The organism is Streptomyces sp. NPDC001450 (assembly GCF_053597295.1).
In genome coordinates this window covers 31,206-54,684 of the sequence record NZ_JBSFHY010000019.1, presented here as the reverse complement: position 1 = coordinate 54,684, position 23,479 = coordinate 31,206, and the positions used below count along the sequence as shown (strand labels likewise).

Annotated in this window: 18 protein-coding genes and 2 pseudogenes; 11 read left to right on the top strand and 9 right to left on the bottom strand. The window is 70.9% G+C overall.

Features of this window, described 5'->3' with window-relative positions; all coding sequences use genetic code 11:
- Nucleotides 1–67: 67 nt before the first annotated feature.
- From ACWC5O_RS22035 to ACWC5O_RS22010, 6 genes are all read left to right on the top strand, one after another.
- The gene (locus ACWC5O_RS22035; protein ID WP_450589857.1) at nucleotides 68–1,282 is read left to right on the top strand and encodes an NAD(P)/FAD-dependent oxidoreductase; all 1,215 of its coding nucleotides are present in this window, start codon (nucleotides 68–70) and stop codon (nucleotides 1,280–1,282) included.
- Nucleotides 1,283–3,889: a nitrite reductase large subunit NirB gene (nirB, locus tag ACWC5O_RS22030; protein WP_450589856.1), complete on the top strand. Its 2,607-nt coding sequence runs from the start codon at nucleotides 1,283–1,285 to the stop codon at nucleotides 3,887–3,889.
- Entirely contained in the window at nucleotides 3,886–4,245 is a 360-nt protein-coding gene (gene nirD / locus ACWC5O_RS22025) for a nitrite reductase small subunit NirD (protein WP_450589855.1), read from the top strand. Before nirB ends, nirD begins: the two co-directional genes overlap by 4 nt.
- A gap of 220 nt (nucleotides 4,246–4,465) precedes the next feature.
- Nucleotides 4,466–5,578, top strand: coding sequence for a Vgb family protein (locus tag ACWC5O_RS22020; RefSeq protein ID WP_450589854.1), 1,113 nt, complete (start codon nucleotides 4,466–4,468; stop codon nucleotides 5,576–5,578).
- Nucleotides 5,579–5,636: 58 nt separating this feature from the next.
- On the top strand, nucleotides 5,637–6,221 hold the full coding sequence (locus ACWC5O_RS22015; protein ID WP_450589853.1) for a TetR/AcrR family transcriptional regulator: 585 nt from the start codon (nucleotides 5,637–5,639) through the stop codon (nucleotides 6,219–6,221).
- Between the two features lie 83 nt (nucleotides 6,222–6,304).
- Entirely contained in the window at nucleotides 6,305–7,072 is a 768-nt protein-coding gene (locus tag ACWC5O_RS22010) for an SDR family NAD(P)-dependent oxidoreductase (protein WP_450589891.1), read from the top strand.
- A gap of 10 nt (nucleotides 7,073–7,082) precedes the next feature.
- Here ACWC5O_RS22010 and ACWC5O_RS22005 read toward each other — a convergent pair whose 3' ends face one another.
- From ACWC5O_RS22005 to ACWC5O_RS21985, 5 genes are all read right to left on the bottom strand, one after another.
- Entirely contained in the window at nucleotides 7,083–7,370 is a 288-nt protein-coding gene (locus tag ACWC5O_RS22005; protein WP_450589852.1) for a hypothetical protein, read from the bottom strand.
- A gap of 19 nt (nucleotides 7,371–7,389) precedes the next feature.
- The gene (locus ACWC5O_RS22000) at nucleotides 7,390–8,223 is read right to left on the bottom strand and encodes a carbohydrate ABC transporter permease (protein WP_450589851.1); all 834 of its coding nucleotides are present in this window, start codon (nucleotides 8,221–8,223) and stop codon (nucleotides 7,390–7,392) included.
- Entirely contained in the window at nucleotides 8,216–9,118 is a 903-nt protein-coding gene (locus tag ACWC5O_RS21995) for a carbohydrate ABC transporter permease (RefSeq protein ID WP_450589850.1), read from the bottom strand. The genes ACWC5O_RS22000 and ACWC5O_RS21995 overlap by 8 nt, the downstream gene beginning before the upstream one ends.
- The gene (locus tag ACWC5O_RS21990) at nucleotides 9,115–10,383 is read right to left on the bottom strand and encodes an ABC transporter substrate-binding protein (protein WP_450589849.1); all 1,269 of its coding nucleotides are present in this window, start codon (nucleotides 10,381–10,383) and stop codon (nucleotides 9,115–9,117) included. The genes ACWC5O_RS21995 and ACWC5O_RS21990 overlap by 4 nt, the downstream gene beginning before the upstream one ends.
- A gap of 86 nt (nucleotides 10,384–10,469) precedes the next feature.
- Entirely contained in the window at nucleotides 10,470–11,393 is a 924-nt protein-coding gene (locus ACWC5O_RS21985; protein ID WP_450589848.1) for an oxidoreductase, read from the bottom strand.
- 411 nt (nucleotides 11,394–11,804) lie between these two features.
- On the opposite strand from ACWC5O_RS21985, the gene ACWC5O_RS21980 reads away from it, so the two are divergent.
- Complete coding sequence (locus ACWC5O_RS21980) at nucleotides 11,805–12,338, top strand: DUF4232 domain-containing protein (protein ID WP_450589847.1); 534 nt, start codon at nucleotides 11,805–11,807, stop codon at nucleotides 12,336–12,338.
- Nucleotides 12,339–12,439: 101 nt separating this feature from the next.
- Here the strand turns inward: ACWC5O_RS21980 and ACWC5O_RS21975 are convergent.
- A pseudogene (locus ACWC5O_RS21975) lies at nucleotides 12,440–12,622 on the bottom strand (tyrosine-type recombinase/integrase); the annotation flags it as partial.
- A 673-nt stretch (nucleotides 12,623–13,295) separates the two neighbouring features.
- The gene (locus ACWC5O_RS21970) at nucleotides 13,296–13,886 is read right to left on the bottom strand and encodes a TetR/AcrR family transcriptional regulator (RefSeq protein WP_450589846.1); all 591 of its coding nucleotides are present in this window, start codon (nucleotides 13,884–13,886) and stop codon (nucleotides 13,296–13,298) included.
- A gap of 162 nt (nucleotides 13,887–14,048) precedes the next feature.
- Here ACWC5O_RS21970 and ACWC5O_RS21965 point away from each other — a divergent pair, with 162 nt between their 5' ends.
- Both ACWC5O_RS21965 and ACWC5O_RS21960 read left to right on the top strand, forming a co-directional pair.
- Nucleotides 14,049–14,501, top strand: a complete 453-nt coding sequence (locus ACWC5O_RS21965; RefSeq protein ID WP_384473555.1) for an iron chaperone — start codon at nucleotides 14,049–14,051, stop codon at nucleotides 14,499–14,501.
- A gap of 216 nt (nucleotides 14,502–14,717) precedes the next feature.
- A pseudogene (locus ACWC5O_RS21960) lies at nucleotides 14,718–15,053 on the top strand (helix-turn-helix domain-containing protein); the annotation flags it as partial.
- A gap of 152 nt (nucleotides 15,054–15,205) precedes the next feature.
- On the opposite strand, the gene ppdK reads toward ACWC5O_RS21960, so the two are convergent.
- Together ppdK and ACWC5O_RS21950 are read right to left on the bottom strand one after the other, a co-directional pair.
- Entirely contained in the window at nucleotides 15,206–17,926 is a 2,721-nt protein-coding gene (gene ppdK, locus ACWC5O_RS21955) for a pyruvate, phosphate dikinase (RefSeq protein WP_450589845.1), read from the bottom strand.
- Nucleotides 17,927–18,343: 417 nt separating this feature from the next.
- The gene (locus tag ACWC5O_RS21950) at nucleotides 18,344–19,564 is read right to left on the bottom strand and encodes an ROK family protein (protein ID WP_450589844.1); all 1,221 of its coding nucleotides are present in this window, start codon (nucleotides 19,562–19,564) and stop codon (nucleotides 18,344–18,346) included.
- A 120-nt stretch (nucleotides 19,565–19,684) separates the two neighbouring features.
- On the opposite strand from ACWC5O_RS21950, the gene ACWC5O_RS21945 reads away from it, so the two are divergent.
- Together ACWC5O_RS21945 and ACWC5O_RS21940 are read left to right on the top strand one after the other, a co-directional pair.
- Nucleotides 19,685–21,169: an MGH1-like glycoside hydrolase domain-containing protein gene (locus ACWC5O_RS21945; protein WP_450589843.1), complete on the top strand. Its 1,485-nt coding sequence runs from the start codon at nucleotides 19,685–19,687 to the stop codon at nucleotides 21,167–21,169.
- On the top strand, nucleotides 21,166–23,103 hold the full coding sequence (locus ACWC5O_RS21940) for an amylo-alpha-1,6-glucosidase (RefSeq protein ID WP_450589842.1): 1,938 nt from the start codon (nucleotides 21,166–21,168) through the stop codon (nucleotides 23,101–23,103). The genes ACWC5O_RS21945 and ACWC5O_RS21940 overlap by 4 nt, the downstream gene beginning before the upstream one ends.
- Nucleotides 23,104–23,479: the final 376 nt, after the last annotated feature.

Sequence of the window (23,479 nt, the reverse complement as noted above, 5' to 3'; positions counted from 1 at the left end):
GGCAGCGTTCCTCGTGGGAAACAGGAGTGATGCGGCCGGGTAACGTCGGGGCCGCACGCTCCTTTGCATGACCTCGAATACGCGTGTGGTGGTGATCGGCGCCGGCCTCGCGGGCGTACGGCTCGCCCGGCGGCTCGGCGAGCTGGGCATGCCCGCGCTGCTCGTCGGCGATGAGGAGCACCGGCCGTACAACCGGGTCCTGCTCGCCGAGGTGCTGGCCGGCCGGTACGCCCCGGAAGTGATCTCCCTCCCCGCACCCGGCGGCCTGGTACGCACCCGCGTCACCGGCATCGACCGCACGGCGCGCCGGCTGGAGTGCGCCGACGGCTCGTCGATCGCATACGACACGCTGGTGCTGGCCACCGGCTCGAATCCCGTGCTGCCGCCGCTGCGCGGCCTGTTCGCGCCCGACCACCAGCTGCCGGAGGGCGTCCACTCGTTCCGCACGATGGACGACTGCCTGGGCCTGTCCAAGGCGGTACGCCCGGGTGTGCGGGCGGTCGTCATCGGCGGCGGGCTGCTCGGGGTCTCCGCGGCCCGCGCGCTGGCCGTGCGCGGCGCGCAGGTGGTCCTCGCCCAGCAGGCCGAGCGGCTCATGGAACGCCAGCTGGACCCGAACGCCTCCCGGCTGGTGCTGCGGCACCTGAGGGACCTGGGCGTCGAGGTGCACACCGAGTGCCGGGTACGGGACGTGCGCTGCGTCGGCGGCGCGGTCCGCTCGGTGGAGATGGCCGACGGGTACGCCCTCGACGCCGACCTCGTGGTCCTCGCCTGCGGGGTGCGGCCGCGCGCGGGTCTCGCGGAGCAGGCGGGCCTCGCCGTCCGCAAGGGCGTCCTCGTCGACGACGAGCTGCGCACCTCCGACCCGCACATCCACGCCATCGGCGACTGCGCCCAGCACGACGGCACGGTCTACGGCCTCGCCGCCCCGGCCCTCGAACAGGCCGACCTGCTCGCCGAGTTGCTCGCGGGCGACACGAGCGCCCGTTACACCGGCACCCGCGCGCTGACCCGGCTGACCCTCACCGGTCCCGACTCCCCCTTCGACCTCGCCGCGTTCGGCGAGACCGAACCCCGCCCCGGCGACGACGTCGTACAGCTCACCGACGCCACCCGGGGCACCTACCGCAAGGTCGTCGTCCGCGACGACCGCCTGGTCGGCGGGGTCCTCGTCGGTGAACTCGGCACCGTCGGCGCGCTCGCCCGCGCCTGGGAGGGAGCAGAGCCGCTCCCCGACCAAGGCCCGCTGCTCCACCTGCTCACCAACGATGGAGGCTCCTGAATGACCGCCACCCTGGGGGCCACCCCCACGATCGTGCTCGTCGGCCACGGCATGGTCGGCCAGCGCTTCCTCGAAGCGCTCGCCGAGCGCGGCCTGACCGCCACGCACCGCGTGGTCGTGCTGTGCGAGGAGCCGCGTCCCGCGTACGACCGCGTCGCCCTCACCTCGTACTTCTCGGGCCGGACGCCCGAGGAACTGTCCATGACCGACATGGAGTTCATCGACACGCACGGCATCGAGCTGTACGTCGGCGACCCCGCGGAGACGATCGACCGCGCGGCGAAGAAGGTCACGGCCAGGTCCGGCCAGGTCTTCGAGTACGACACTCTCGTCCTCGCCACCGGCTCGTACCCGTTCGTGCCGCCGGTCCCCAACAAGGACGCCGAGGGCTGCTTCGTCTACCGCACGATCGAGGACCTGCTCGCGATCGAGGCGTACGCTAAGGCGAAGGCCCAGGTGGGCGCCGTGGTGGGTGGCGGCCTGCTGGGACTTGAGGCGGCCGGCGCCCTGAAGGGTCTCGGGCTCACCTCCCACATCGTGGAGTTCGCGCCGCGCCTGATGCCGGTGCAGGTCGACGAGGGCGGCGGCGCGGCTCTGCTGCGCACGATCGAGGACATGGGGCTGACCGTCCACACGGGCGTGGGCACCCAGGAGATCGTGGTCGACGAGGCCGGTGCCGTCACCGGCATGAAGCTGTCCGACGGCTCCGAGCTGGCCACCGACATGGTGGTGTTCAGCGCCGGTGTCCGCCCCCGCGACCAGCTGGCCCGCGACTGCGGCCTGACCGTCGGCGAGCGCGGCGGCATCACGGTCGACGAGCAGTGCCGAACCGTCTCCGACCCGCACGTGTTCGCGATCGGCGAGTGCGCGCTGGCCGCGGACGGCCGGGTGTACGGCCTGGTCGCGCCCGGCTACGAGCAGGCGGAGACCGCGGCGGCCACGATCGCCGCCGACGAGACCGATCAGTTGACGTTCACCGGTGCCGACCTGTCCACCAAGCTGAAGCTGCTCGGCGTGGACGTGGCCTCATTCGGTGACGCGCACGGCACCACCGAGGACTGCCTGGACGTCGTCTACTCCGACTCCCGCGCAGGCCTGTACAAGAAGCTGGTCATCGGCCGGGACGGCACGCTGCTGGGCGGCATCCTGGTCGGCGACGCGGATGCCTACGGCACCCTGCGCGCCCTGACCGGCTCGGTCCCGCCCATCTCCCCCGAGTCGCTCGTCCTGCCCGCCGGAGCGGGCTCGGGGGCCCAGCTCGGCCCGTCCGCCCTGCCGGACGAGGCCATCATCTGCTCCTGCCACAACGTCTCCAAGGGCACGATCCGCGGCGCGGTCACCGACCACCGGTGCACGACCGTGCCCGAGGTGAAGAAGTGCACCAAGGCCGGTACGGGCTGCGGCAGTTGCGTCAAGGTGCTCGGCCAGCTGGTCACCGCCGAGCTGGAGGCCTCCGGCGTCGAGGTCGACAAGGGCCTGTGCGGCTGCTTCTCGCAGACCCGCGAGGAGCTGTACGAGATCGTCCTCGCCCTGCGCATCAACACCTACCAGGACCTCCTCGACCGCTACGGCCGCGAGGACGCCCGGGGCGGCGACGGCTGCGAGGTCTGCAAGCCGGCGGTGGGGTCGATCATCGCCTCCCTCGCCCCGACGATCGGCGTGAGCGGCTACGTCCTGGAGGGTGAGCAGGCGGCGCTCCAGGACAGCAACGACCACTTCCTGGCCAACCTGCAGAAGAACGGCTCGTACTCGGTCGTGCCGCGCATCCCCGGCGGTGAGATCACCCCCGAGGGCCTGATCGTGATCGGTGAGATCGCCCGCGACTTCGGTCTCTACACGAAGATCACCGGCGGTCAGCGGATCGACATGTTCGGCGCGCGGGTCGAGCAGCTCCCGCTGATCTGGACCCGCCTGGTGGACGCCGGCTTCGAGTCGGGCCACGCCTACGGCAAGGCGCTGCGCACGGTGAAGTCCTGCGTCGGGCAGACCTGGTGCCGCTACGGTGTCCAGGACTCGGTCCGCATGGCGATCGACCTGGAGCTGCGCTACCGGGGCCTGCGCTCCCCGCACAAGCTCAAGTCGGCGGTCTCCGGCTGCGCCCGCGAGTGCGCGGAGGCCCAGTCGAAGGACTTCGGCGTGATCGCCACCTCCAACGGCTGGAACCTGTACGTCGGCGGCAACGGCGGCGCCACCCCGCGCCACGCTGACCTGCTGGCCCAGGACCTGTCGGACGCCGAGCTGGTCCGTCTGATCGACCGGTTCCTGATGTTCTACATCCGCACCGCAGACCGGCTGGAGCGCACCTCCACCTGGCTGGAGCGGATCCCCGGCGGCCTGGACCACGTGCGCGACGTGGTCGTGGAGGACTCCCTCGGCATCTGCGAGGAGCTGGAGTCCCTGATGGCGGACCACGTGTCCCACTACGCCGACGAGTGGGCGACCACCATCAACGACCCCGAGAAGCTCGCCCGGTTCGTGTCCTTCGTCAACGCGCCGGACACCCCCGACCCGGTCGTGGGCTTCGTGCCCGAGCGCGACCAGATCAAGCCCGACCTGCCGCTGCTGACCATCGGCCACCGCCCCCTGGAAGGAAGCGCCCAGCGATGACCCTGGCACCCGAGACGACCGACCTGAAGGTTCAGATCCGGCTGGACTCCCAAGAGGGCGCGTGGTTCACGGTCTGCGACCTGAGCCGGCTGCTGCCCGGCCGGGGCGTGGCCGCCCTGCTGCCGGACGGCCGCCAGGTCGCCCTGTTCCGCGACCGCACCGGCCGGCTGTACGGCATCGACAACCGCGACCCGTTCGGCGGCGCGGCGGTCCTCTCCCGCGGCCTGACCGGCACCCACCAGGGCCGCCCGTTCGTGGCGTCCCCGCTGCTCAAGCAGCGCTTCGACCTGGAGTCCGGGCAGTGCCTGGACGACGAGTCGGTGCGGGTGGCGGCATACCAGGTGCGCAGCACCTGACGAACGCGGTGCGCAGCACCTGACGAACGCGGTGCGCAGCACCTGACCCGGAGCCGGTCAGCCGCTTGGAGCAGTCGACTCGTGCGGCCCGGGAGCGAACCCTAGCCTGAGTCCGGACATACAGTCAGATTCATGACCGTATGTCCGGATTCGGTGTTCCTGGAGAAGGGTTGCCCCCATGCCCGACCGTCCTAGGTCTCGCCGACGTACGCCCCGACTGATGACGGCGTTCGTCGGCGGCCTGATCGGCGCCACAGCGGTGGCCGCCCCCGCCGGGGCCGGCACGGGGGAGGTGACGGAGTACCCGATCACCACCACCGCCGACAGCTTCCCCGCCGCCATCACGGCGGGGCCGGACGGGGCGCTGTGGTTCGCCGAGTCGGGGGCGTCCAGGATCGGGCGCATCACGACCGGCGGCACCGTCACCGACTACGCGGTCCCAACCCCGGACAGCTCTCCCTTCGACATCGCCGAGGGACGCGACGGCGCCCTGTGGTTCACCGAGTTCTCCGGCAACAAGATCGGCCGGATCACCACCAAGGGCCAGGTGACCGAGTTCCCGTTGCCGACCGCGAACAGCAGTCCGACCGGGATCACCAGCGCCCCGGACGGCGCTCTGTGGTTCACCGAAACCGGGACCAACAGCATCGGCCGGAGGGCACCCGACGGCACCGTGACCGAGTACCCGATCCCGACGCCGGACAGTGACCCCTACCGCATCGCCGCCGGGCCGGACGGCACCGTGTGGTTCACGGAGACGATCAGCGGCAGGATCGGCCGCGTCGACAGGGACGGCCGGGTCACCGAATTCCCGCTGGGAGACTTCGACTTCCCCTTCGACATCACCGCGGGCCCCGGCGGGATGTGGTTCACCGCGCCCGGCGCCAACGCCGTGGGGCGGATCGACCGATCGGGGCACATCACGAAGTTCCCGCTGCCGTCCGCCGACTCCGGCCCGGACGGCATCACCCACGGCCCCGACGGCAACCTCTGGTTCGCCGAGCAGTCCGGCCGCGTCGGCCGGGTGACGCCGGACGGCCGGATCACCGAGTTCCCGGTGCCGGACGGCGCGGACAAGGTTCCCTTCCAGATCGCGACCGGCCCCGACCGGCACCTGTGGTTCACGGAACTGTTCGGCAACGCCGTCGGCCGCGTCCAGGCCCTGCCCGGCCGCGCCACGAAACCGGCCTCGGGTCACGTCGCGAAGCCGGGAAGGACCTCCGTCCGCGACGGCCGCACCGGCCCACCCCTCCTGTGCGCCCACCGCACCCACGGCCCCGCACTCCCGGACCGCCTGCGCACGCTCCTCTGCCGGGGACGCGCTGCCGCATGAACCTCATAGCAGCCGGATCGCTTGACTGATCGTTCCAGAAATACCTAGGCTGCGTCACGTGGCCAGGACCAAGGAATTCGACCCCGACGCGGCGCTGCAGTCCGCCCTGGAGCTGTTCTGGCGGCGCGGCTACGAGGCGACGTCGATGAACGACCTGGTCGAGCACCTGGGCATCGGCAGGGCGAGCCTGTACGCGACGTTCGGCAACAAGCACGAGCTGTACCTGAAGGCGTTCGACCGGTACGAGCAGGCCGGACTCGCGCGGATCGTGCACGAGCTGTCCCAGCCGGGCCCCGCGCTGCCGGCCGTACGAGCGGTCGTACGGCGCTACGCGGACGAGGCGGCGCACGGGGAACTGCGCCGCAGCGGCTGCCTGGTCACCAACACGGCGGCCGAGCTGGCCCCGCACGATCCGGCCGCCGCCCGGCGCGTCGAGCGCAACTGGGACCACCTGGAGACGGTCCTGCGCACCGCGCTGGTCCGCGCCCGGGCCCAGGGCGAGCTGCCGTCCGACCGCGACCCGCTCGCCCTGTCCCGCACGCTGCTGGTGCTGATGCAGGGCCTGCGGGTCGTCGGCAAGGCGTCCTCGGACCCGGCCCGCGTGCGGGACGCGGCGGAGCAGGCACTGACCCTGCTGGACTGATGTACGGCCCTCCATGAGAGGGCCTCTGCCCACCCTCATACTGAACCGATCGGTCAAGAAAAGGGGAGATCATGACTGAGGCCATGACCACCAGGCGTTTCACCGGCAGGACCGCCCTCGTCACCGGCGCCGGCTCCGGCATCGGGCGGGCCGTCGCCCTCGCGTTCGCCGCGGAGGGCGCTCATGTCGTCGCCGCCGGGCGCAGGCGGGACCCCCTGGAGGAGACCGTCCGGCTGATCGAGGAGCAGGGCGGCAAGGCCCTCGCGGTGACCGCCGACGTCTCCCGGTCCGACGACGCGGAGGCGCTGGTCCGGGCCGCCGTCGGGTACTTCGGCTCGCTGGACGTGGCCGTCAACAACGCCGGCGTCTTCCGCGGCGGGCAGCCGCTCGCGGAGCTGCCGGAGGAGGACTGGCACACCCAGCTCGCGATCAACGTCACCGGCGTCCACCTGGCCCTCCAGGCCCAGATCCGCCAGATGCGCACCCAGCCGTCGGGCGGCGCGATCGTGAACGTGTCCTCCACGTTCGGCCGGCACGCCACCTCCGCCGGAGCGGCCGCCTACGCGGCGACCAAGGCCGCCGTGACCGCCCTCAGCCGGGGTGCCGCCCTGGACCACATCGGCGACGGCGTGCGCGTCAACGTGGTCAGCCCGGGTGCCACCGCCACCTCGATGTCGCTCCGCCCCGGCGAGACGGAGGCCGACCGCACCGAGCGCGCGAAGGCCACCCTCCCGCTCGGCCGGATCTCCGCCACCGAGGAGGTCGCCGCCGCCGTCCTCTACCTGGCCTCCGACGCCGCGGCCTCGGTCGTCGGCACCGACCTGGTGGTGGACAGCGGCGGCTCCCTGTGAGCACGCGGGTTCACGGGCCGGAGCCGTCGGACACCCCGTAGTGGTGCGACTGGGCCCCCTCGACATCGCTCAGGCCGTCGGCCACCGCGTCCAGTTGCTGCCGGGCGTACTCGTCGAGGAACGGAAACAGGGCTCCGCAGTCCCGGCAGGCACGCGCGAGTCCGGCGTCGAACGTCGGCCGGGGTTTCAGGATTCCCGGGCGGCGGAACCTGAGCTGAAGGCTTTCGTTCCATCGCTCACCCGAGGTGAGTTCCCCGACCGGACTCAGCCGGTCCGAGCCGCATATCCAGCACCGCATGCCGGGAACCCTACTGGCCCTAGTCGATCCCCGTCCGCTCCACCCCCGCCACGATCCACCGCTGGAGGCACAGGAACACCAGCAGCAACGGCAGGATCGACACGGCGGCGGCCACGAACAGCTCGTGCAGCCGGATCACCTGGGACGTCGTGAAGGTCGACAGCACCACCTGCACCGTCCAGGCGCTCTGGTCCTGCCCGATGACCAGCGGCCACAGGAAGGAGTTCCACGCGCCGAGGAACACGATGGTCCCGACGGCGGCGAACACCGGCCGTGCGTTCGGCACGACGACCAGCCAGTACGTACGCCAGTACCCGAGCCCGTCGACCTGTGCCGCGTCCTCCACCTCCCGGGGAAACCCGAGGAAGTACTGCCGGAAGACGAAGCAGGCGAAGGCCGAGAACAAGGTCGGGACGATCAGTCCCCGGAGCGTGGAGATCCAGCCCAGCGAGGACACCAGCACGAAACTCGGTACGAACGTCACGGCGGCCGGGACCAGGAGGGTGCCGAGGACGCCGTAGAAGACCTTGTCCGCGTGCCGGTAGGGGATGCGGGCGAGGCCGTAGCCCGCGAGGGAGGTGAGGAGCAGGGTGCCGAGTGTGGTCGCGACGGCGATCAGCGCGGAGTTGAGGAGGGAGCGGGCGAAGGGCACGGAGGGATCGTCGAACAGCTCCCGGACGTTCCCCCACCTCAACTCACCCGGCAGGAAGGTCCATTCGGGCGAGGTGATGTCCTGCTCGCTCGACAGACCGTTGCGGACCAGCAGATAGAAGGGGATCAGGAAGAGCAGGGCGAGCGCGATCAGCAGCACCAGCCGCAGTGCCCGCCCGGCCCGCACCAGGGCGTCATCCATCGGCGTCCGTCCTCCCCAGCCGCAGCCACCGCGCCTGCCCCACCGTGACGACGGCGACGACCAGTGCGAGGATCACCGCCCCCGCACTGCCGAGCCCGAGGTTCTGCCCCTGCCCGAGGGCGGTGTAGTAGAGGTAGACCAGCGGCGGCCGGGCGTACGGCGGATACCCCCTGGCGTCGGACAGCAGGTTGTAGAACTCGTCGAAGGCCTGGAAGGCGTTGACGACGAGCAGCAGCACCACCGCGACCGAGGTGGCCCGCAGCTGGGGCAGCGTGATGTGCCGCAGCACGGTCCAGCCGGGCCGGGCCCCGTCCACGGCGGCCGCCTCGTACAGCGCGGGGTCGATCCGCTGCAGCCCGGCGAGGAAGAGGATCATGTAGAACCCGGCTTGCAGCCACAGCCGTACGGTGACGACGACCAGCCAGTACCAGGGCGGCTCGGTGGTGGACAGCCAGGCGACCGGATCGCCGCCGAACCACCCCAGCACGGTGTTCGCGAGCCCGAACCGCACCCCGTTGAACAGGGACATCTTCCACACGAGCGCCGCGACGACGTAACTGCACGCGGCGGGCAGGAAGAACACCGACCGGAAGAAGGCCCGGGCGCGCCTGAGCCGGTTGACCATCAGCGCGAGGGCGAGCGAGCACACGTACGTGACGGGCACGATGAACGCGGTGAAGACGAGGAAGGTCCGCAGGCTGTCGACGAACGGGGCGTCCCGCAGTATCGCCGTGTAGTTGTCCAGTCCGACGAAGTGCGTGGGCGTGACGGTGTTGTGCGCGTCGAAGAAGCTGAGCGCCGCGCTCCACAGCAGCGGGACGTACGTGAACAGGGCGAGGCCGAGGGCGAAGGGCCCGACGAAGACCCAGAACCACAGGGTGTTCCGCCTGCTCACGACTTCTTCTTCGCATTCTTCTTCGCATTCTTCTTCGCGCGGTCGAGCTCGGCGGACACCTTCCGTACGACGGCCCGCAGTTCGTTCTCCGGACCGGCACCGCCCTTGATGATCCGGCTGAGCGCGTCCTGGTAGGCGGTCTGGCTGGCCGGGGTCCACAGCAGGGGCTGGGCGTAGCCGTGCTCGGTGGTGAAGCGGACGGCGTCGGCGGCAGCGCCCGACTTCAGCTTGGTGGCCTTCTCGGCGAGGGAGATCCGGGCGGGGATGTGGAAACCGTAGGAGAGGGCGAAGTCCTCCTGGTAGTCGGTGCGTTCGACCCACAGCCACTTCACGTACGCCTTGGCGGCCTCCTGATGCCTGCTGCGCGCGCTGACGACGGCGCCGTACGCACCGACGGGAACGGCGGGTCGGCCGGCGCTGCCGTCCTTCGGGAAGGGCAGCACCCCGAAGTCGTCGCCGAGCGCCTTCTGCACCTGGGGCAGCGCCCACAGTCCGGACCACTGCATGGCGGTCAGTCCCTGGAGAAGGGCGGAGGGGTCGGCCCAGTCGGCGGGTGCGCCGAGGAGGAGGGACTTGTCGGCGTAGAGCTGGTGGAGCTTGCCGAGGGTGCGGGCGGCGCAGGGGTCGTCGAAGCCGGGCTTGCCGTCGTCGGTGACGAGCCGGAGTCCCGCCGCGTAGAGCGGAGTTCCGCCAAGGACCCCCGCTCCCCCGTCGTTGCCGAGGAAGAGTCCCTTGACCTTGTCGCTGGTGAGTCTCCTCGCGGCGTCGACGAGGGCGTCCAGGGTGGCGGGCGGTTCGACTCCCGCGTCTGCGAGCAGGCTCTTGCGGTAGTAGAGCAACTGCGTGTCGACGACCTGGGGAATGCCCCAGATCTTCCCGTCGTGGGTCTTGGGCGTGAGGACGGCCGGGTTGAAGTCGTCCTCGACCCCGTCGAGGAGATCGGTGAGGTCCACGACCTGGCCGCCCTGGATCTGGTCGAGCGTGGGGCTGCCCTCGAAGACGTCCGGGCCGGCGCCGGTGAGCAGGGCGGCGGCGGTCTGCTGGTCGTAGTCGCCCGGCCGCCACTGCACGCCGATGTCGGCCTTGCGGTACGCGGCGGCGTACCGCTGCACGGCCTGCTGGGTGCCGGCCTCGCCGTACTGGTGGTACCACTGCGACAGCGTCGGCCCCGAGCCTGCCCCGCGCCCCGTGTCGGACCCGCATGCCGTGAGCAGTCCGGCGCCCGCACCCGCCGCCAGAAGCGTCCTGCGGCTGATGCTCCTCATCGTGTGCCCCCTGACGTCGGTCGTCGTTGCACGGCACAACGATCAACCGTGCGCCGGGATTACGGAGGGGGTGTTGCGGTGGTGTGTCACACCTTGAGAGCACCGAATTCCACGCCTGTCAGCCGCACCGAGGCATCCCAGAGCATGCTCGCCACCTCGTCGTTGAGCGTCCAGGGCGCCCGCCAGGACGGCGCGGGCTCACCCCGCCACATCGCGAACGACGGCCCGAAGAAGGCGTCCCGTCGTACGCCGGCCGCGGTCGCCGCGTACAGCGTGGGCAGCGCGCCCGCCTCCGCCGGCTGGGCGAAGACCCGGTTGCCGATCTCCATGACCCGCTCGGCGCCCCTGCGCCCCTCGGCGCGCGGCCCTGCGGTCTGGAGGTTGGTGGCGGCGTAGCCGGGGTGGGCGGCGGCCGCGACGAGGTCGGCGTGGTGCCTGGTCAGCCTCCACGCCAACTCGTGTGTGAACAGGAGGTTGGCGGTCTTGGACCGGGCGTAGGCGACCCAACGCCGGTACCGGCGCTCGCTGTTGAGGTCGTTGACGTCGATGTTGGCGAGGGCGTGCATCATGCTGGAGACGGTCACGACGCGGGAGCCCGGGGTGGCGAGCAGGGCGGGCAGCAGCAGCCCGGTGAGGGCGAAGTGCCCGAGATGATTGACCCCGAACTGCGTCTCGAACCCGTCCGCGGTCGTTCCGTACGGCGGCGCCATCACACCCGCGTTGTTGACGAGCAGGTCGATCCGCTCGTACGGCACCCGGTCCGCGAAGTCCCGCACGGACGCCAGATCCCCGAGGTCCAGCCGCTCCACCTCGACCTCGGCCCCCGGCACCTCCGCCACGATCCGCTCCCCGGCGTCACGCCCCCGCGCCTCACTCCGGCACGCGAGCACCACGCGGGCCCCCTTGCGGGCGAGCTCCCGTGCGGTGACGTATCCGAGGCCGCTGTTGGCGCCGGTGACGATGGCCAGGCGGCCGGTCTGGGCAGGGATGTCCTGCGCGGTCCAGCCCATGGGGCTCCTCCAGGCAGCACTCGTCGGACGGACCGACAGCTCGGCCCTGGGCTGACGGCTCCAGCGTAGGCGCGACGACCACGGTTCCCCCGACGCCGTGCCGCCCGCCTGCCCGGCAGCCGGTGAAGTTCCTACACCGGCTGCGGCGGAAGAGCGGCCGCCCGCCGGATTCGCCGCTACCTGCGCCTCACGCTTCCTGATCCGCTGGCGGCGCGGACAGAACCTTGGTGGCACCGGCGTCTCGCGAAGGGCGTCGAGGGGTGGTGAGCCCCGGCCGGGAGGCACCCCCGTCCGGGAGGCGCCTACGGCCGGGCGGATTTTTCCCGGTGAACGGCACAACTTTTTCCGGTGAGGGCGCATCCAACACAATGACCTTCATCCATCCATTCGCCCGATGGAGGCGGATGCGCCATGTCTCTGTTCCCTCACCACTTCTCCCGTCGCGGCACGGTCGCCCTGCTGACCGCCGCGCTCGCCGGGCTCACGGCCGGCGGAGCCGCATGGGGCGTGACCTCGACGGCGGCGCAGGCGTCGGCCGGGGTCCGCACCTGCTCCGCGAGCGATCTCTACCTCTCCATGGGCCGCAAGGAGGGCGCGGCCGGATCGCTCTACTGGACCATCCGGTTCACCAACACCAGCACCACCAAGTGCGCCCTGCGCGGCTACCCGGGCGTCAGCGCCCTGGACACCGCACACCGGCAGATCGGACCGGCCGCCACCCGCACCGGCGAGTCCTACTCGACGGTGACGCTCACCCCCGCCCACTCCACCCTCGCGGTCATCCGCACCACCAACGGCCCCGTCGGCGGGCCCTGTCTGCGCACCGGCACCTACCTGCGGATCTACCCGCCGGCCTCGCACACCGCGACCCTCGTCCCGGCTCGCTGGACGATCTGCTCCAACGTCTTCCAGGTCGGCCCGGTCAACAACGAGGGCACTGTCTGACAGTGCCGTCGAGCAGCACAGGGGGCGCCACCCCCGCACAGGGTGTACGGCTGACTTCCTGAGCTGGGAAGTCAGCCGTCCGCCACACCTGGAGGGCACTCTCAGGGCACATCGCCCAGAGTCGCCTCCATCATGCTGGCTGTCCGATCTTCTTCCGCCTCCCACAAGTGGGTATAAACGTTCAGCGTGATCGACGGCTTGGCGTGGCCAAGCCTCATCTGTACTTGCTTCGGCGTCGCCCCGTTCTTGATCAGCACTGAGGCATAGAAGTGCCGCAGATCGTGATAGAACGTCCAGGTCATTCGCAGCCGCGCTCAAGAGAGGCTTCAGATCCTCGAAGGTCGGTCCAGATGGTTTTCCGAGCTTGTCGACGGCGGAATTCACGGCGTACATGGAGTCTCTTGATCGATTGATCGCGGTGATCATGTCGGTGTAGCGCTGGTCGCAGACCGCGTTGACCTCCTTTGTCCAATTGATGAGGGTGAAGGAGGGTTGAAAATAGCGATCCTTGATCAGGAGTACCCCCGCCAAAATCCCGGCCAGGCTTGCGGCGACGGCGATCCATCCAGCGACGCGCCGCGGGAGCGTCCGGCGCAGCTGCTCGTTGCTGTCGCCCCTCTATTCGTCTCGCACAGGGAATGAATGCCAGTACTGCCCGTCGATGGCTACGAAGACGCACCCATTTCGCCCGGATGCCCGAGCTGGGCCTACCGAGGGGCATGGCTGTCCGCGCGGGGATGAACCCCGGTGAACGGGCTTGGACCAGCTTCTGGTCAACCCGGACAAACCTGCAGAGCGGGTTACGCGGGCTCGGTTCCGCCAGATACGCGTGCTCGGCGGCCGCCACGGCGCGTGACGCAGCCTAGTGCCGCATCAGACAACCTTCGCCCTGTTGTGCGGTTGTGACCTGTACGGTCCTCGGATCGGGAGAGTAGGTCCGACTTGTGTGGTCGAGTCCTAATTGCTGGTTCCGTAGGCGGCCATGAACATGTCCAGCAGTCCGTCGACCGCGTCCTCGTCGATGGGGCGGGTTGACAGCAGGCTGCGGTAGTACAGCGTGCCGCACAGCACCTCGGCGGCGAATTCCAGATTCGCTTCCGCGGTCAGTTCACCAGTGCGCTGGGCGCGGGTGATTCGGTCGAGGGTGCTCTGCTCGACGGTGACCAGGAATCGTTCGTGCAGGGTCGCCCGCAGCGTTGAATCGGCCTGCGCCTCGGCGATGACTGCGCGGTAGACGGGGCCGATCGGCGGGCTGGAGAGGGCGAGGCCCGAGCGTAGGAACTGTTCGCGCAAATCCGCGCGAACGTCCCCGGTGTCGCGATAGTCCAGGTCGCTGGTCCACACGCGGCTGAGCGCGTCGAGCAGCAGCGCCGGCATGGACGGCCAGCGCCGGTAGATCGTGTGTTTTCCGACCCCGGCCCTCCGGCCGACCGCCTCGATGCTCAGGCCCGCGTATCCGACCTCCGCAGCCAGATCGAGGGTTACCTGCAGCAGCTCTTCGGTGCGCGCGGCGCCTCGGCGCCTCGGCGTGGCGGGCGTGTCGGTCATGCCACCATCCTAACGGCACATGGCGTGCCGTTGACAATGTCGAGGGCTGCGCGCAGTATTCAGACTCGATCGGCACGTCGCGTGCCGATGTCGGATGTGGCGACACGTCGCCACCCACGCGCCCAAGATCCAGCACATCAGACCCTCAAAGGGAGATCTGCCATGAGCAGCACCGAAAGCAGCACGCACGAGGGATTCACGGCCGAGGAGCGGGCCGCGATGAAGGACCACGCCCAAGAACTGAAGACGGCAGCCCGCCGCAGCTCGCGCGCGGACAAGGCGGCGGAGGCGGAGCGGGACGTGCTCGCGAAGATCGCCGAGATGCAGGACTCGGACCGGATCATGGCTGAGCGGATCCATGCCGTCATCACAGCCAGCGCCCCGGCCCTCGCGCCGAAGCTCTGGTACGGGATGCCCGCCTACGCGCTGGACGGCAAGGTCGTGTGCTTCTTCCAGAGCGCGGAGAAGTTCAAGGCGCGCTACGCGACGCTCGGGTTCAGCGACCAGGCGAAGCTGGACGAGGGCACGATGTGGGCGGCCGGTTTCGCCCTGACCGAGGTGACGGCCGAGGTGGAGGCGCGGATCGGTGCGCTCGTGAAGCAGGCGGTGAGCTAAGGCGCGCCCGGTGAACGGGCTGGGCCTGTGGCACCTTAGCGTGCTCGGCGGCCTGGCGCTGCTGGTACAGCATCTGCTGCGCGCCTTCACTGACGACGTCGAGGCGCCAGGCTGACCACAGCAGGTGGCAAATCCTGCCAACTACATGCTCAGTCGCAGATGTGACGCGCCGTCCGGGTGCCGCTTCGGACGGCGCGCGTGCGCCAGGCTGGGCCGATGGCAGAGCGAGTGCGGGTCCGCGAGATCGATGACGCCGAGGGCAGACGGCTGCTGCGGATCACCCGCAGGGGCACCGGGTCGGTGGTGACCTGGCGGCGGGCCCAGATGGTGCTGCTGTCCGCCCAGGGCATGCCCGTGGCGAAGATCGCCGAGGTCACGTTCACCAGCGCGGACCGGATCCGGGACGTGATCCACAACTTCAACACCGACGGCTTCGACTCGCTCTACCCCAAGTACAAGGGCGGGCGACCCAAGACCTTCACCCTCTCGGAACGCCGTGAGATCAAGAAGATCGCCAAGTCCAAGCCGGCCGAACACGGCCTGCCGTTTTCGAATGATGCACGAAGGGGCGCCACCCCCGCACAGGGTGGCGCCCCTCCTCTTTCGTGCGCCGGAGCCGCCGCCGATCGGTCTGAGGGTCGGGGACCGACGGCGGCTCCGGGGTCAGGGGAGGCTGGGCGCTGCGGCCGGGCCTCCGGGGGAGGTCAGCGGTGGTCGCTGCCCTCCGACTGGGTGGCCGCGCGGCCTGCCTCGAGGCGGGCGACCGGGATGCGGAACGGGGAGCAGGAGACGTAGTCCAGGCCGGCCTCGTGGAAGAAGTGGACCGACTCGGGGTCGCCGCCGTGCTCGCCGCAGACGCCGAGCTTCAGGTCGGGACGAGTCTCGCGGCCCGCCTTCGCCGCCGCCTTCACCAGGGAGCCGACGCCGTCCTTGTCGATCGTCTCGAAGGGGCTGACGCCGAAGATGCCCTTCTCCAGGTAGGCCGTGAAGAACGAGGCCTCCACGTCGTCGCGGCTGAAGCCCCACACCGTCTGGGTCAGGTCGTTCGTGCCGAAGGAGAAGAACTCCGCCGCCTCCGCGATCTGGCCGGCCGTGAGGGCCGCTCGCGGCAGCTCGATCATCGTGCCGATCGCCAGCTTCAGCCGGGTACCGGTGGCCGCCTCGACCTCGGCGATGACCTGGTCCGCCTCCTCGCGGACGATCTCCAGCTCCTGGACCGTGCCGACGAGCGGGATCATGATCTCGGCGCGCGGGTCGCCCTTGCCGTTCTTGCGCTCGGCCGCGGCCTCGGCGATGGCGCGGACCTGCATCGTGAACAGGCCGGGGATGACCAGGCCCAGGCGGACGCCGCGCAGGCCCAGCATCGGGTTCTGCTCGTGCAGACGGTGGACAGCCTGGAGCAGGCGCAGGTCGTTCTCGTGCGGCTCCTGGCGGGACTCGGCCAGGGCCACGCGGACCGACAGCTCCGTGATGTCGGGCAGGAACTCGTGCAGCGGCGGGTCGAGCAGACGGATGGTCACGGGCAGACCGTCCATCGCCTCGAACAGCTCGACGAAGTCCTTCTTCTGCAGGGGCAGCAGCTCCCGCAGGGCGGCCTCGCGCACCTCCTCGGTGTCCGCGAGGATCAGCTTCTCGACCATCTCGCGGCGCTCGCCGAGGAACATGTGCTCCGTGCGGCACAGGCCGATGCCCTGGGCGCCGAAGCGACGGGCGCGCAGCGCGTCCTCGGCGTTGTCCGCGTTGGCGCGCACCCTCAGGCGGCGCTTGCGGTCGGCGAAGGCCATCATGCGGTGCACGGCCTCGACCAGCTCGTCGGCGTCGTCGGCGCCCGGGTGCATCCGGCCCTCGAAGTACTCCACGACGGGGGACGGGACCACCGGGACCTCGCCGAGGTACACCTTGCCGCTGGAGCCGTCGATGGAGATCAGGTCGCCTTCCTCGACGACGTGACCACCGGGGACCGTCATACGGCGGCGCTTGGTGTCGACCTCCAGCTCCTCGGCGCCGCAGACACAGGTCTTGCCCATGCCGCGCGCGACCACGGCCGCGTGGGAGGTCTTGCCACCGCGGGAGGTCAGGATTCCCTCGGCCGCGATCATGCCGTCGAGGTCGTCGGGGTTGGTCTCCCGGCGGACCAGGATGACCTTCTCGCCCGAGCGGGACCACTTCACGGCGGTGTACGAGTCGAAGACCGCCTTGCCGACCGCGGCGCCCGGCGAGGCCGCGATGCCCCGGCCGACCTGGTCGGCCTTGGCGTGCTCGTCGAAGCGCGGGAACATCAGCTGCGCCAGCTGGGCGCCGGTGACGCGCTGGAGCGCCTCGGTCTCGTCGATCAGGCCCTGGTCCACCAGCTGGGTGGCGATGCGGAAGGCCGCGCCCGCCGTGCGCTTGCCGACTCGGGTCTGGAGCATCCAGAGCTGGCCGCGCTCGATGGTGAACTCGATGTCGCAGAGATCCTTGTAGTGGTTCTCCAGGGTCTCCATGATCTGCATGAGCTGGTCGTACGACTTCTTGTCGATCGACTCCAGCTCCGCGAGCGGGACCGTGTTGCGGATGCCCGCGACCACGTCCTCGCCCTGCGCGTTCTGCAGGTAGTCGCCGTAGACGCCCTGGTGGCCGGAGGCGGGGTCGCGGGTGAAGGCGACGCCGGTGCCGGAGTCGGGGCCGAGGTTGCCGAAGACCATGGAGCAGACGTTCACCGCGGTGCCCAGGTCACCGGGGATGCGCTCCTGGCGGCGGTACAGCTTGGCGCGGTCGCCGTTCCAGGAGTCGAAGACCGCCTTGATGGCGAGGTCCATCTGCTCGCGCGGGTCCTGCGGGAAGTCCCGGCCGGCCTCGGTCTTGACGATCTTCTTGAACTTGGTGACCAGCTTCTTCAGGTCGGCCGCTTCGAGGTCCGTGTCGACGGTGACCTTCTTGGCCGCCTTGGCCGCCTCGAGAGCCTCCTCGAAGAGCTCACCGTCGACGCCGAGGACGGTCTTGCCGAACATCTGGATGAGGCGGCGGTAGGAGTCCCACGCGAACCGGTCGTCACCGGCCTGCTTGGCCAGGCCCTGCACCGACTTGTCGGAGAGGCCGATGTTCAGGACGGTGTCCATCATGCCGGGCATGGAGAACTTCGCGCCGGAGCGGACGGAGACCAGCAGGGGGTTGTCGGCCTGGCCGAGCTTCTTGCCCATGTTCTGCTCGAGGGCGTCGAGGTGCGCACTCACCTCGTCACGCAGTGCCGCGGGCTCTTCACCGCTCTCCAGGTAGACCTTGCAGGCCTCGGTGGTGATGGTGAAGCCGGGAGGGACCGGAAGACCCAGGTTGGTCATCTCGGCGAGGTTGGCGCCCTTGCCGCCGAGGAGGTCCTTGAGGTCCTTGTTGCCCTCGGTGAAGTCGTAAACGAACTTCGCTACGTGGGATTCTTTGTTTTCCGACACGGGTCTCGACTCCTTGAGGCCGCGGTGGCTGCCCTGACGGCGAGGAACATACCCAGATCGAAGGCGTCTGGGTACGTCCACTTGTGCGTCATGGGCCTGTAACCAGTCGTCCGCCAGCGGATCGAAAGTCAAAGCTTGACAAGCTCAGCGGGGCTGATGTTTTCACTTCTTGAAGACAGCAAGCCCCACAGGGCCGCTTTTCCGCTCAGATGAGCGCACTGCCAGCACATCTGATTTCGATCGATGAACGATCAAGGGGTGGCACCGAGTGCCACCCCTTGGAGAAGTGCAGTCGCCCATGATCCGCTCATCTGAGCGCAACCCTTATCAAGGGTGGCGAGAATCACGCTGCCACAGGAGACCGGATTTCACCATGCGGACGCCTTCTGAGACCGAAAACAATCAGAAACCCACACGTCACACGCCCAGCGCGAGGAGTCGCTCCTCCACCCGCTCCGGCGCGTACAGATGCTCCACGACCAGCGCCCCGGCACCCAGCAGCCCGGCCCGCTCACCCAGCCGGGACGTCACGACGTCCAGGTGGGCCGTGGAGCGGGGCAGCGCCCGCTGGTAGAGCAGCTCCCGGACACCGGTGAGGAAGGGGGTTCCGGCCAGATCCCCGGCGATCATCAGGACGCCCGGATTGAGCAGGGTCACGACCGTCGCCAGCACGTCCCCGACCCGGCGCCCGGCCTCCCGGGCCAGCGCGGCCGCCTCCGGGTGCCCGGAGGCCAGCAGGTCCCGTACGTCCGAGCCGGACGCGGCAGGCACCCCGGACTCGGCCAGCCGCCGGGCCACGGCGCCGCCGCTGGCGACGGCGGCGAGACAGCCGTACGAACCGCACCGGCACAGCGCCTCGGTGCCCACCCGGATGTGCCCGATGTCGCCCGCGCCGCCATCGACGCCCCGGTAGATCGAGCCGTCGACCACGACTCCGGCACCTATGCCCGTGGACACCTTGACCAGCACGAACGCCGAGCAGTCGCGGTGTCCGGTGCGCTGTTCGCCGTAGGCCATGAGGTTGGCGTCGTTGTCCACCAGGACCGGGACCGCGGGGGCGCCGGTGTGCTCGGTGAAGGCGCGGGAGAGGCGGCCCCGTATGTCGTAGCCGTCCCAGCCCGGCATGATCGGCGGCTGCACCACCCGGCCGGTCTCGCTGTCCACCGGCCCGGGCACCGCGAGCCCGATGCCGCACACCTCCTCCGCCCGGTGCCCCGCCTTGACCAGCAACTCACCGAACCAGCGGCCGAGTTCACCCAGTACGACCTCGGGTCCGTCCTCGACGACCAGGGTGCCGGAGTGTTCGGCGAGGATCTCGCCGGCCAGGGTGAGGACGGCCGCCCGGGCGTGCCGGGTGTCGAGGTCCGCGGCGAGCACGACCGCGTGGGAGTCGTCGAACTCCAGGGTGATGGAGGGGCGCCCGCCGAGCGGCGAGTCGACCGGGCCGCCGGCGCCCTCGCGCAGCCAGCCGGCCCGGAACAGCCGGTCGAGGCGATGGCCGACGGTGGCGCGGGAGAGTCCGGTGGCCTGCTGGAGGGCGCCGCGGGTCACGGCCCGCCCACTGCGCACCAGTTCGAGCAGATCGCCGGCGCTGGCCTGACTGCCGCCCTTGCCTGCCCTGCCGGGCCGTCCGGTCATGCACACCCCCTTGTGTTTCTCAAGCTTGCCTTACATATTGAGTTTTGCGTGTTAAATAGACGTAACCCTGCGGTAGCCACAACCAAACCCGGTCAGCCGGACGTCTTCGGGGAGCCCCGAGTGGATCGCACTGCCCAGCTCACTGCCCGTGTCACGGAACGCGAGATCGCATACGATCCGCCGGCCGCGTACACGTCCCTGCACGTCAGGGCGGCCGGGGTGCTGGAGGCGAACTGGACGGGCAGCTCGACCGTGCCCTCCCGGAGCCTGTATCCGCACCAGTGGTCGTGGGACTCGGCGTTCATCGCGATCGGCCTCAGGCACCTCTCGCCGCTGCGGGCGCAGACGGAGCTGGAGACGCTGCTGGCGGCCCAGTGGGGCGACGGGCGCGTCCCGCACATCGTCTTCAACCCCTCCGTACCGCTCGACGCGTACTTCCCGAGCCCCGACTTCTGGCGCTCCTCGACCGCGGGGCGCGCTGCGGGCGCCCCGCGCACCGTACAGACCTCCGGCATCGTGCAGCCACCGGTGCACGCGCTGGCGGCCTGGCTGGTGCACTGCGCCGACCCCGGCCTGTCGCGGGCGCGCGGCTTCCTCGCGGGGGTGTATCCGCGGCTGGCCGCCTGGCACCGGTATCTGCTGCACCGGCGGGACCTGGGCGGGGGCGGTCTGGTGTCCGTCGTGCACCCCTGGGAACAGGGTATGGACAACAGCCCCTGCTGGGACGCCCCGCTCGCCCGCGTCACCCCGGCCCCGGCCCGCTCCTTCCGCCGCGCCGACCTCGACCACGGCGCCGCCGAGGACCGGCCGACGGACCTGGACTACGGGCGGTACGTGCGGCTGGCCGCGGACTACCGGGACTCCGGATATGCCGACGGGGCAGACACGGGGGCGGCCCGCCGGGCCTCGGTCGAGGGCGGTGGCGGGAGACGGGCGGGCGAGTTCGCTGTGGAGGACCCCGCGTTCAACGCCCTGCTCATCGCCTCCGAGCACGCGCTGGCGCGGATCGCCGGGGCGCTGGGCGCGCCCGGCACCGCCCGCCACGCGCGCGCCGAGCGGCTGACTGCGGCCCTGGTCGACCGGCTGTGGGACCCGGCGAGCGGGATGTTCCTGTGCCGGGACCTGCGGGGCGGAGGGCTGGTTCCCGAGCGCAGCGTCTCCGGCCTCGTCCCGCTCCTCCTCCCCGGCCTTCCGCGCGACGTGGTCTCGGCCCTCGTCCGGACCCTCGGCGGCCCGCACTTCGGGCTCGGCGCCGGCACGAGGCTGGTGCCGAGCTACGACCTGGTCGGCGAGGCCTTCGACCCGCACCGGTACTGGCGGGGCCCGGCGTGGTTCAACACGAGCTGGCTGCTGGAGCGCGGGCTGCGCACCCACGGCGACCGGGAGCGGGCCGACGCGCTGCGGGATGCGGTGCTGAGCCTCGCCGGAGCCACCGAATTCGCCGAGTACGTCGACCCGTACACCGGCGAGGCATGCGGCGCGACCGGCTTCGGCTGGACCGCCGCACTCGCGCTCGACCTGCTCCACCAACCCGTGGGACACGACGTGTCCCCCACGGGCCCCGGCACGTTCGACAGGAGTGACAAGGGAGGGGACCGGGCATGACGGACCGGCATCATCTGCTCGTGCACGGGGCGACGTTCGCCGCCGTGGGCGACCGGGGCGACATCAGCGGGGTGCGGGGCGGCGGCGCCCCGGACGGGTTATTCGTACGGGACGCCCGGCACCTCAGCCGCTGGCAGCTCACCGTCGACGGCGCGGTGCCCGAGGTGCTCACGCCGGTCACGGACGGCGACACGACCCGCTGTGTGCTGGTGCCGCGCGGCGGCCGGCAGGAGCCGCCCGCCCACACGCTCTTCCGTGAACAGGCCGTCGGCGACAGCTCGTTCGTCGAGTCCCTGCGGGTGACCAGCAACCGCCCCGCGCCCACCACCGTCCGGCTCGCCATCACCGCCGACGCCGACTTCACCGACCAGTTCGAGCTGCGCTCCGACCACCGCACCTACGTCAAGGCCGGCGCCGTACGCTCCCGCCACGTCCTCGACGACGGCATCGAGTTCACCTACCGGCGGGCCGAATGGCGGTCCTGTACGACCATCACCGCCGACCCCGCGCCCGACGCCGTCGAGGAGACCGGCACCGGGGCCCGCCGCCTGGTGTGGACCCTGGACCTGGCACCCCACGGCACGGCCGAGCTGGTGCTGCGCGTGATGGCCCGCCCGCACGGCGACAGGCGCGCCCTGCGCGTGCCGCGCTCCCCCGCCTCGGTGAACGAACAGGTCCTCGCGCTGGAGGAGAGGTTCGTGGAGGGCGTGGCCTTCCCGACCGGCTGGCCGGAGCTGGCGGCGGCCTGCGCCCGCGGCCTGTCCGACCTGGCCGCGCTGCAGGTCCCGGCGACCGGACCGGACGGCGAGGAGCTGCGCGTCCCGGCGGCGGGCGCCCCCTGGTTCCTCACGCTGCTCGGCCGGGACGCCCTGCTCACCGCCCTGTTCACCCTGCCGTACCGCCCTCAGCTGGCCGCGGCCACACTCCCCGCGCTGGCCGCCACCCAGGCGACCGGGACCGCGGCGTCCAGGGTCGCCCAGCCCGGCAAGATCGTGCACGAGGTGCGGCACGGCGAGCTGGCGCACTTCGGGCAGGTGCCGTTCGGGCGCTACTACGGCTCGGTCGACGCGACCCCGCTGTTCCTGATCCTGCTCGGGGCGTACGTCGAACAGACCGGGGACGCCGTCCTGGCCCGCCGCCTCGAACCGCACGCCCGCGGGGCGATCGGCTGGATGCTGGACCACGGCGGGCTGACCTCGCGCGGCTATCTCGTCTACCGCGCCGACGAGGGCGGCCTCGCCAACCAGAACTGGAAGGACTCCCCCGGCGCGATCTGCTGGTCCGACGGCACCCGGCCCACCGGCGCGGTGATGGCGGCGGGCGCCCAGGGCTACGCGTACGACGCGCTGCGCCGCACGGCGTGGGTGGCGCGCACGGTGTGGGCCGACGAGACGTACGGCGCCCTGCTGGAACAGGCGGCGGCCGACCTGCGGGACCGCTTCCAGCGGGACTTCTGGATGCAGGAGCGGTCCTTCCCGGCGCTCGCGCTGGACGGGGAGGGTCACCAGGTCGACGCGCTGGCGTCGGACGCCGGGCATCTGCTGTGGTCGGGGCTGCTGGACAAGGAGTACGGCGAGGTGGTCGGCCGACGCCTCCTCGAACCGGACTTCTTCTCCGGCTGGGGCGTACGCACCCTCGCCTCCGGCCAGCCGGCGTACCACCCACTCTCCTACCACCGGGGGTCGGTCTGGCCGCACGACAACGCGCTGATCACGCTGGGCCTGGCCCGCTACGGCCTGCACGACGAGGCTCGTACGGTGGCGCACGCCCTGGTCGACGCGGCGACGGCCGCCGGACACCGGCTGCCGGAGGTGCTGGCGGGCTACGGCCGCGACACCCGTTCCGAGCCGGTCCCCTACCCGCACGCGTGCATCCGCGAGTCCCGCTCGGCAGCGGCTCCGCTCGCGCTGCTCACGGCGGTCGGAGGAGCCTAGCCCTCCGGGGGGCAGCCGTGTTCGCCGTTGGGGGTCTGCTTTGCCGGGTGTTTGCCCGGTGCTGTGAACAGGGGCGAAGGGCCGGCCGTAGGAGATGACGGCGGGCCAGGCGGGCCGGGGTCTCTCCGGCCCTGCCCAGCCTCCCCAGCGTGGCCCGCCGACTCCGTCACGGGTCTCGCACGGAAGGACCTCCGGGTTGCCTCAGCACACGAGCACGCGCCAGTCATCGGGTACGGCCGGGGGAGCCGAGGCTGTCCTCGACAAACGGGACGAGGAGCGAACGCCGGCCGCGAAACCGGCCGGCTCCACGGAGGCCGCGGAAGTCAGCCTCGAGAACGGCGCACCGGCGGCCGAGGTCGCGGACTGCATAGCCGAG

Bases quoted from the DNA above. Each gene is read 5' to 3' on its own strand.
- ACWC5O_RS21940 (WP_450589842.1), top strand. From the start codon at position 21,166: ATGACGGACCGGCATCATCTGCTCGTGCACGGGGCGACGTTCGCCGCC.
- nirD (WP_450589855.1), top strand. From the start codon at position 3,886: ATGACCCTGGCACCCGAGACGACCGACCTGAAGGTTCAGATCCGGCTG.
- nirB (WP_450589856.1), top strand. From the start codon at position 1,283: ATGACCGCCACCCTGGGGGCCACCCCCACGATCGTGCTCGTCGGCCAC.
- ACWC5O_RS21985 (WP_450589848.1), bottom strand. From the start codon at position 11,393: ATGGGCTGGACCGCGCAGGACATCCCTGCCCAGACCGGCCGCCTGGCC.
- ACWC5O_RS22020 (WP_450589854.1), top strand. From the start codon at position 4,466: ATGACGGCGTTCGTCGGCGGCCTGATCGGCGCCACAGCGGTGGCCGCC.
- ACWC5O_RS22005 (WP_450589852.1), bottom strand. From the start codon at position 7,370: ATGCGGTGCTGGATATGCGGCTCGGACCGGCTGAGTCCGGTCGGGGAA.
- ACWC5O_RS21980 (WP_450589847.1), top strand. From the start codon at position 11,805: ATGTCTCTGTTCCCTCACCACTTCTCCCGTCGCGGCACGGTCGCCCTG.
- ACWC5O_RS21970 (WP_450589846.1), bottom strand. From the start codon at position 13,886: ATGACCGACACGCCCGCCACGCCGAGGCGCCGAGGCGCCGCGCGCACC.
- ACWC5O_RS21950 (WP_450589844.1), bottom strand. From the start codon at position 19,564: ATGACCGGACGGCCCGGCAGGGCAGGCAAGGGCGGCAGTCAGGCCAGC.
- ACWC5O_RS22000 (WP_450589851.1), bottom strand. From the start codon at position 8,223: ATGGATGACGCCCTGGTGCGGGCCGGGCGGGCACTGCGGCTGGTGCTG.
- ACWC5O_RS21965 (WP_384473555.1), top strand. From the start codon at position 14,049: ATGAGCAGCACCGAAAGCAGCACGCACGAGGGATTCACGGCCGAGGAG.
- ACWC5O_RS22010 (WP_450589891.1), top strand. From the start codon at position 6,305: ATGACCACCAGGCGTTTCACCGGCAGGACCGCCCTCGTCACCGGCGCC.
- ACWC5O_RS22035 (WP_450589857.1), top strand. From the start codon at position 68: ATGACCTCGAATACGCGTGTGGTGGTGATCGGCGCCGGCCTCGCGGGC.
- ACWC5O_RS21990 (WP_450589849.1), bottom strand. From the start codon at position 10,383: ATGAGGAGCATCAGCCGCAGGACGCTTCTGGCGGCGGGTGCGGGCGCC.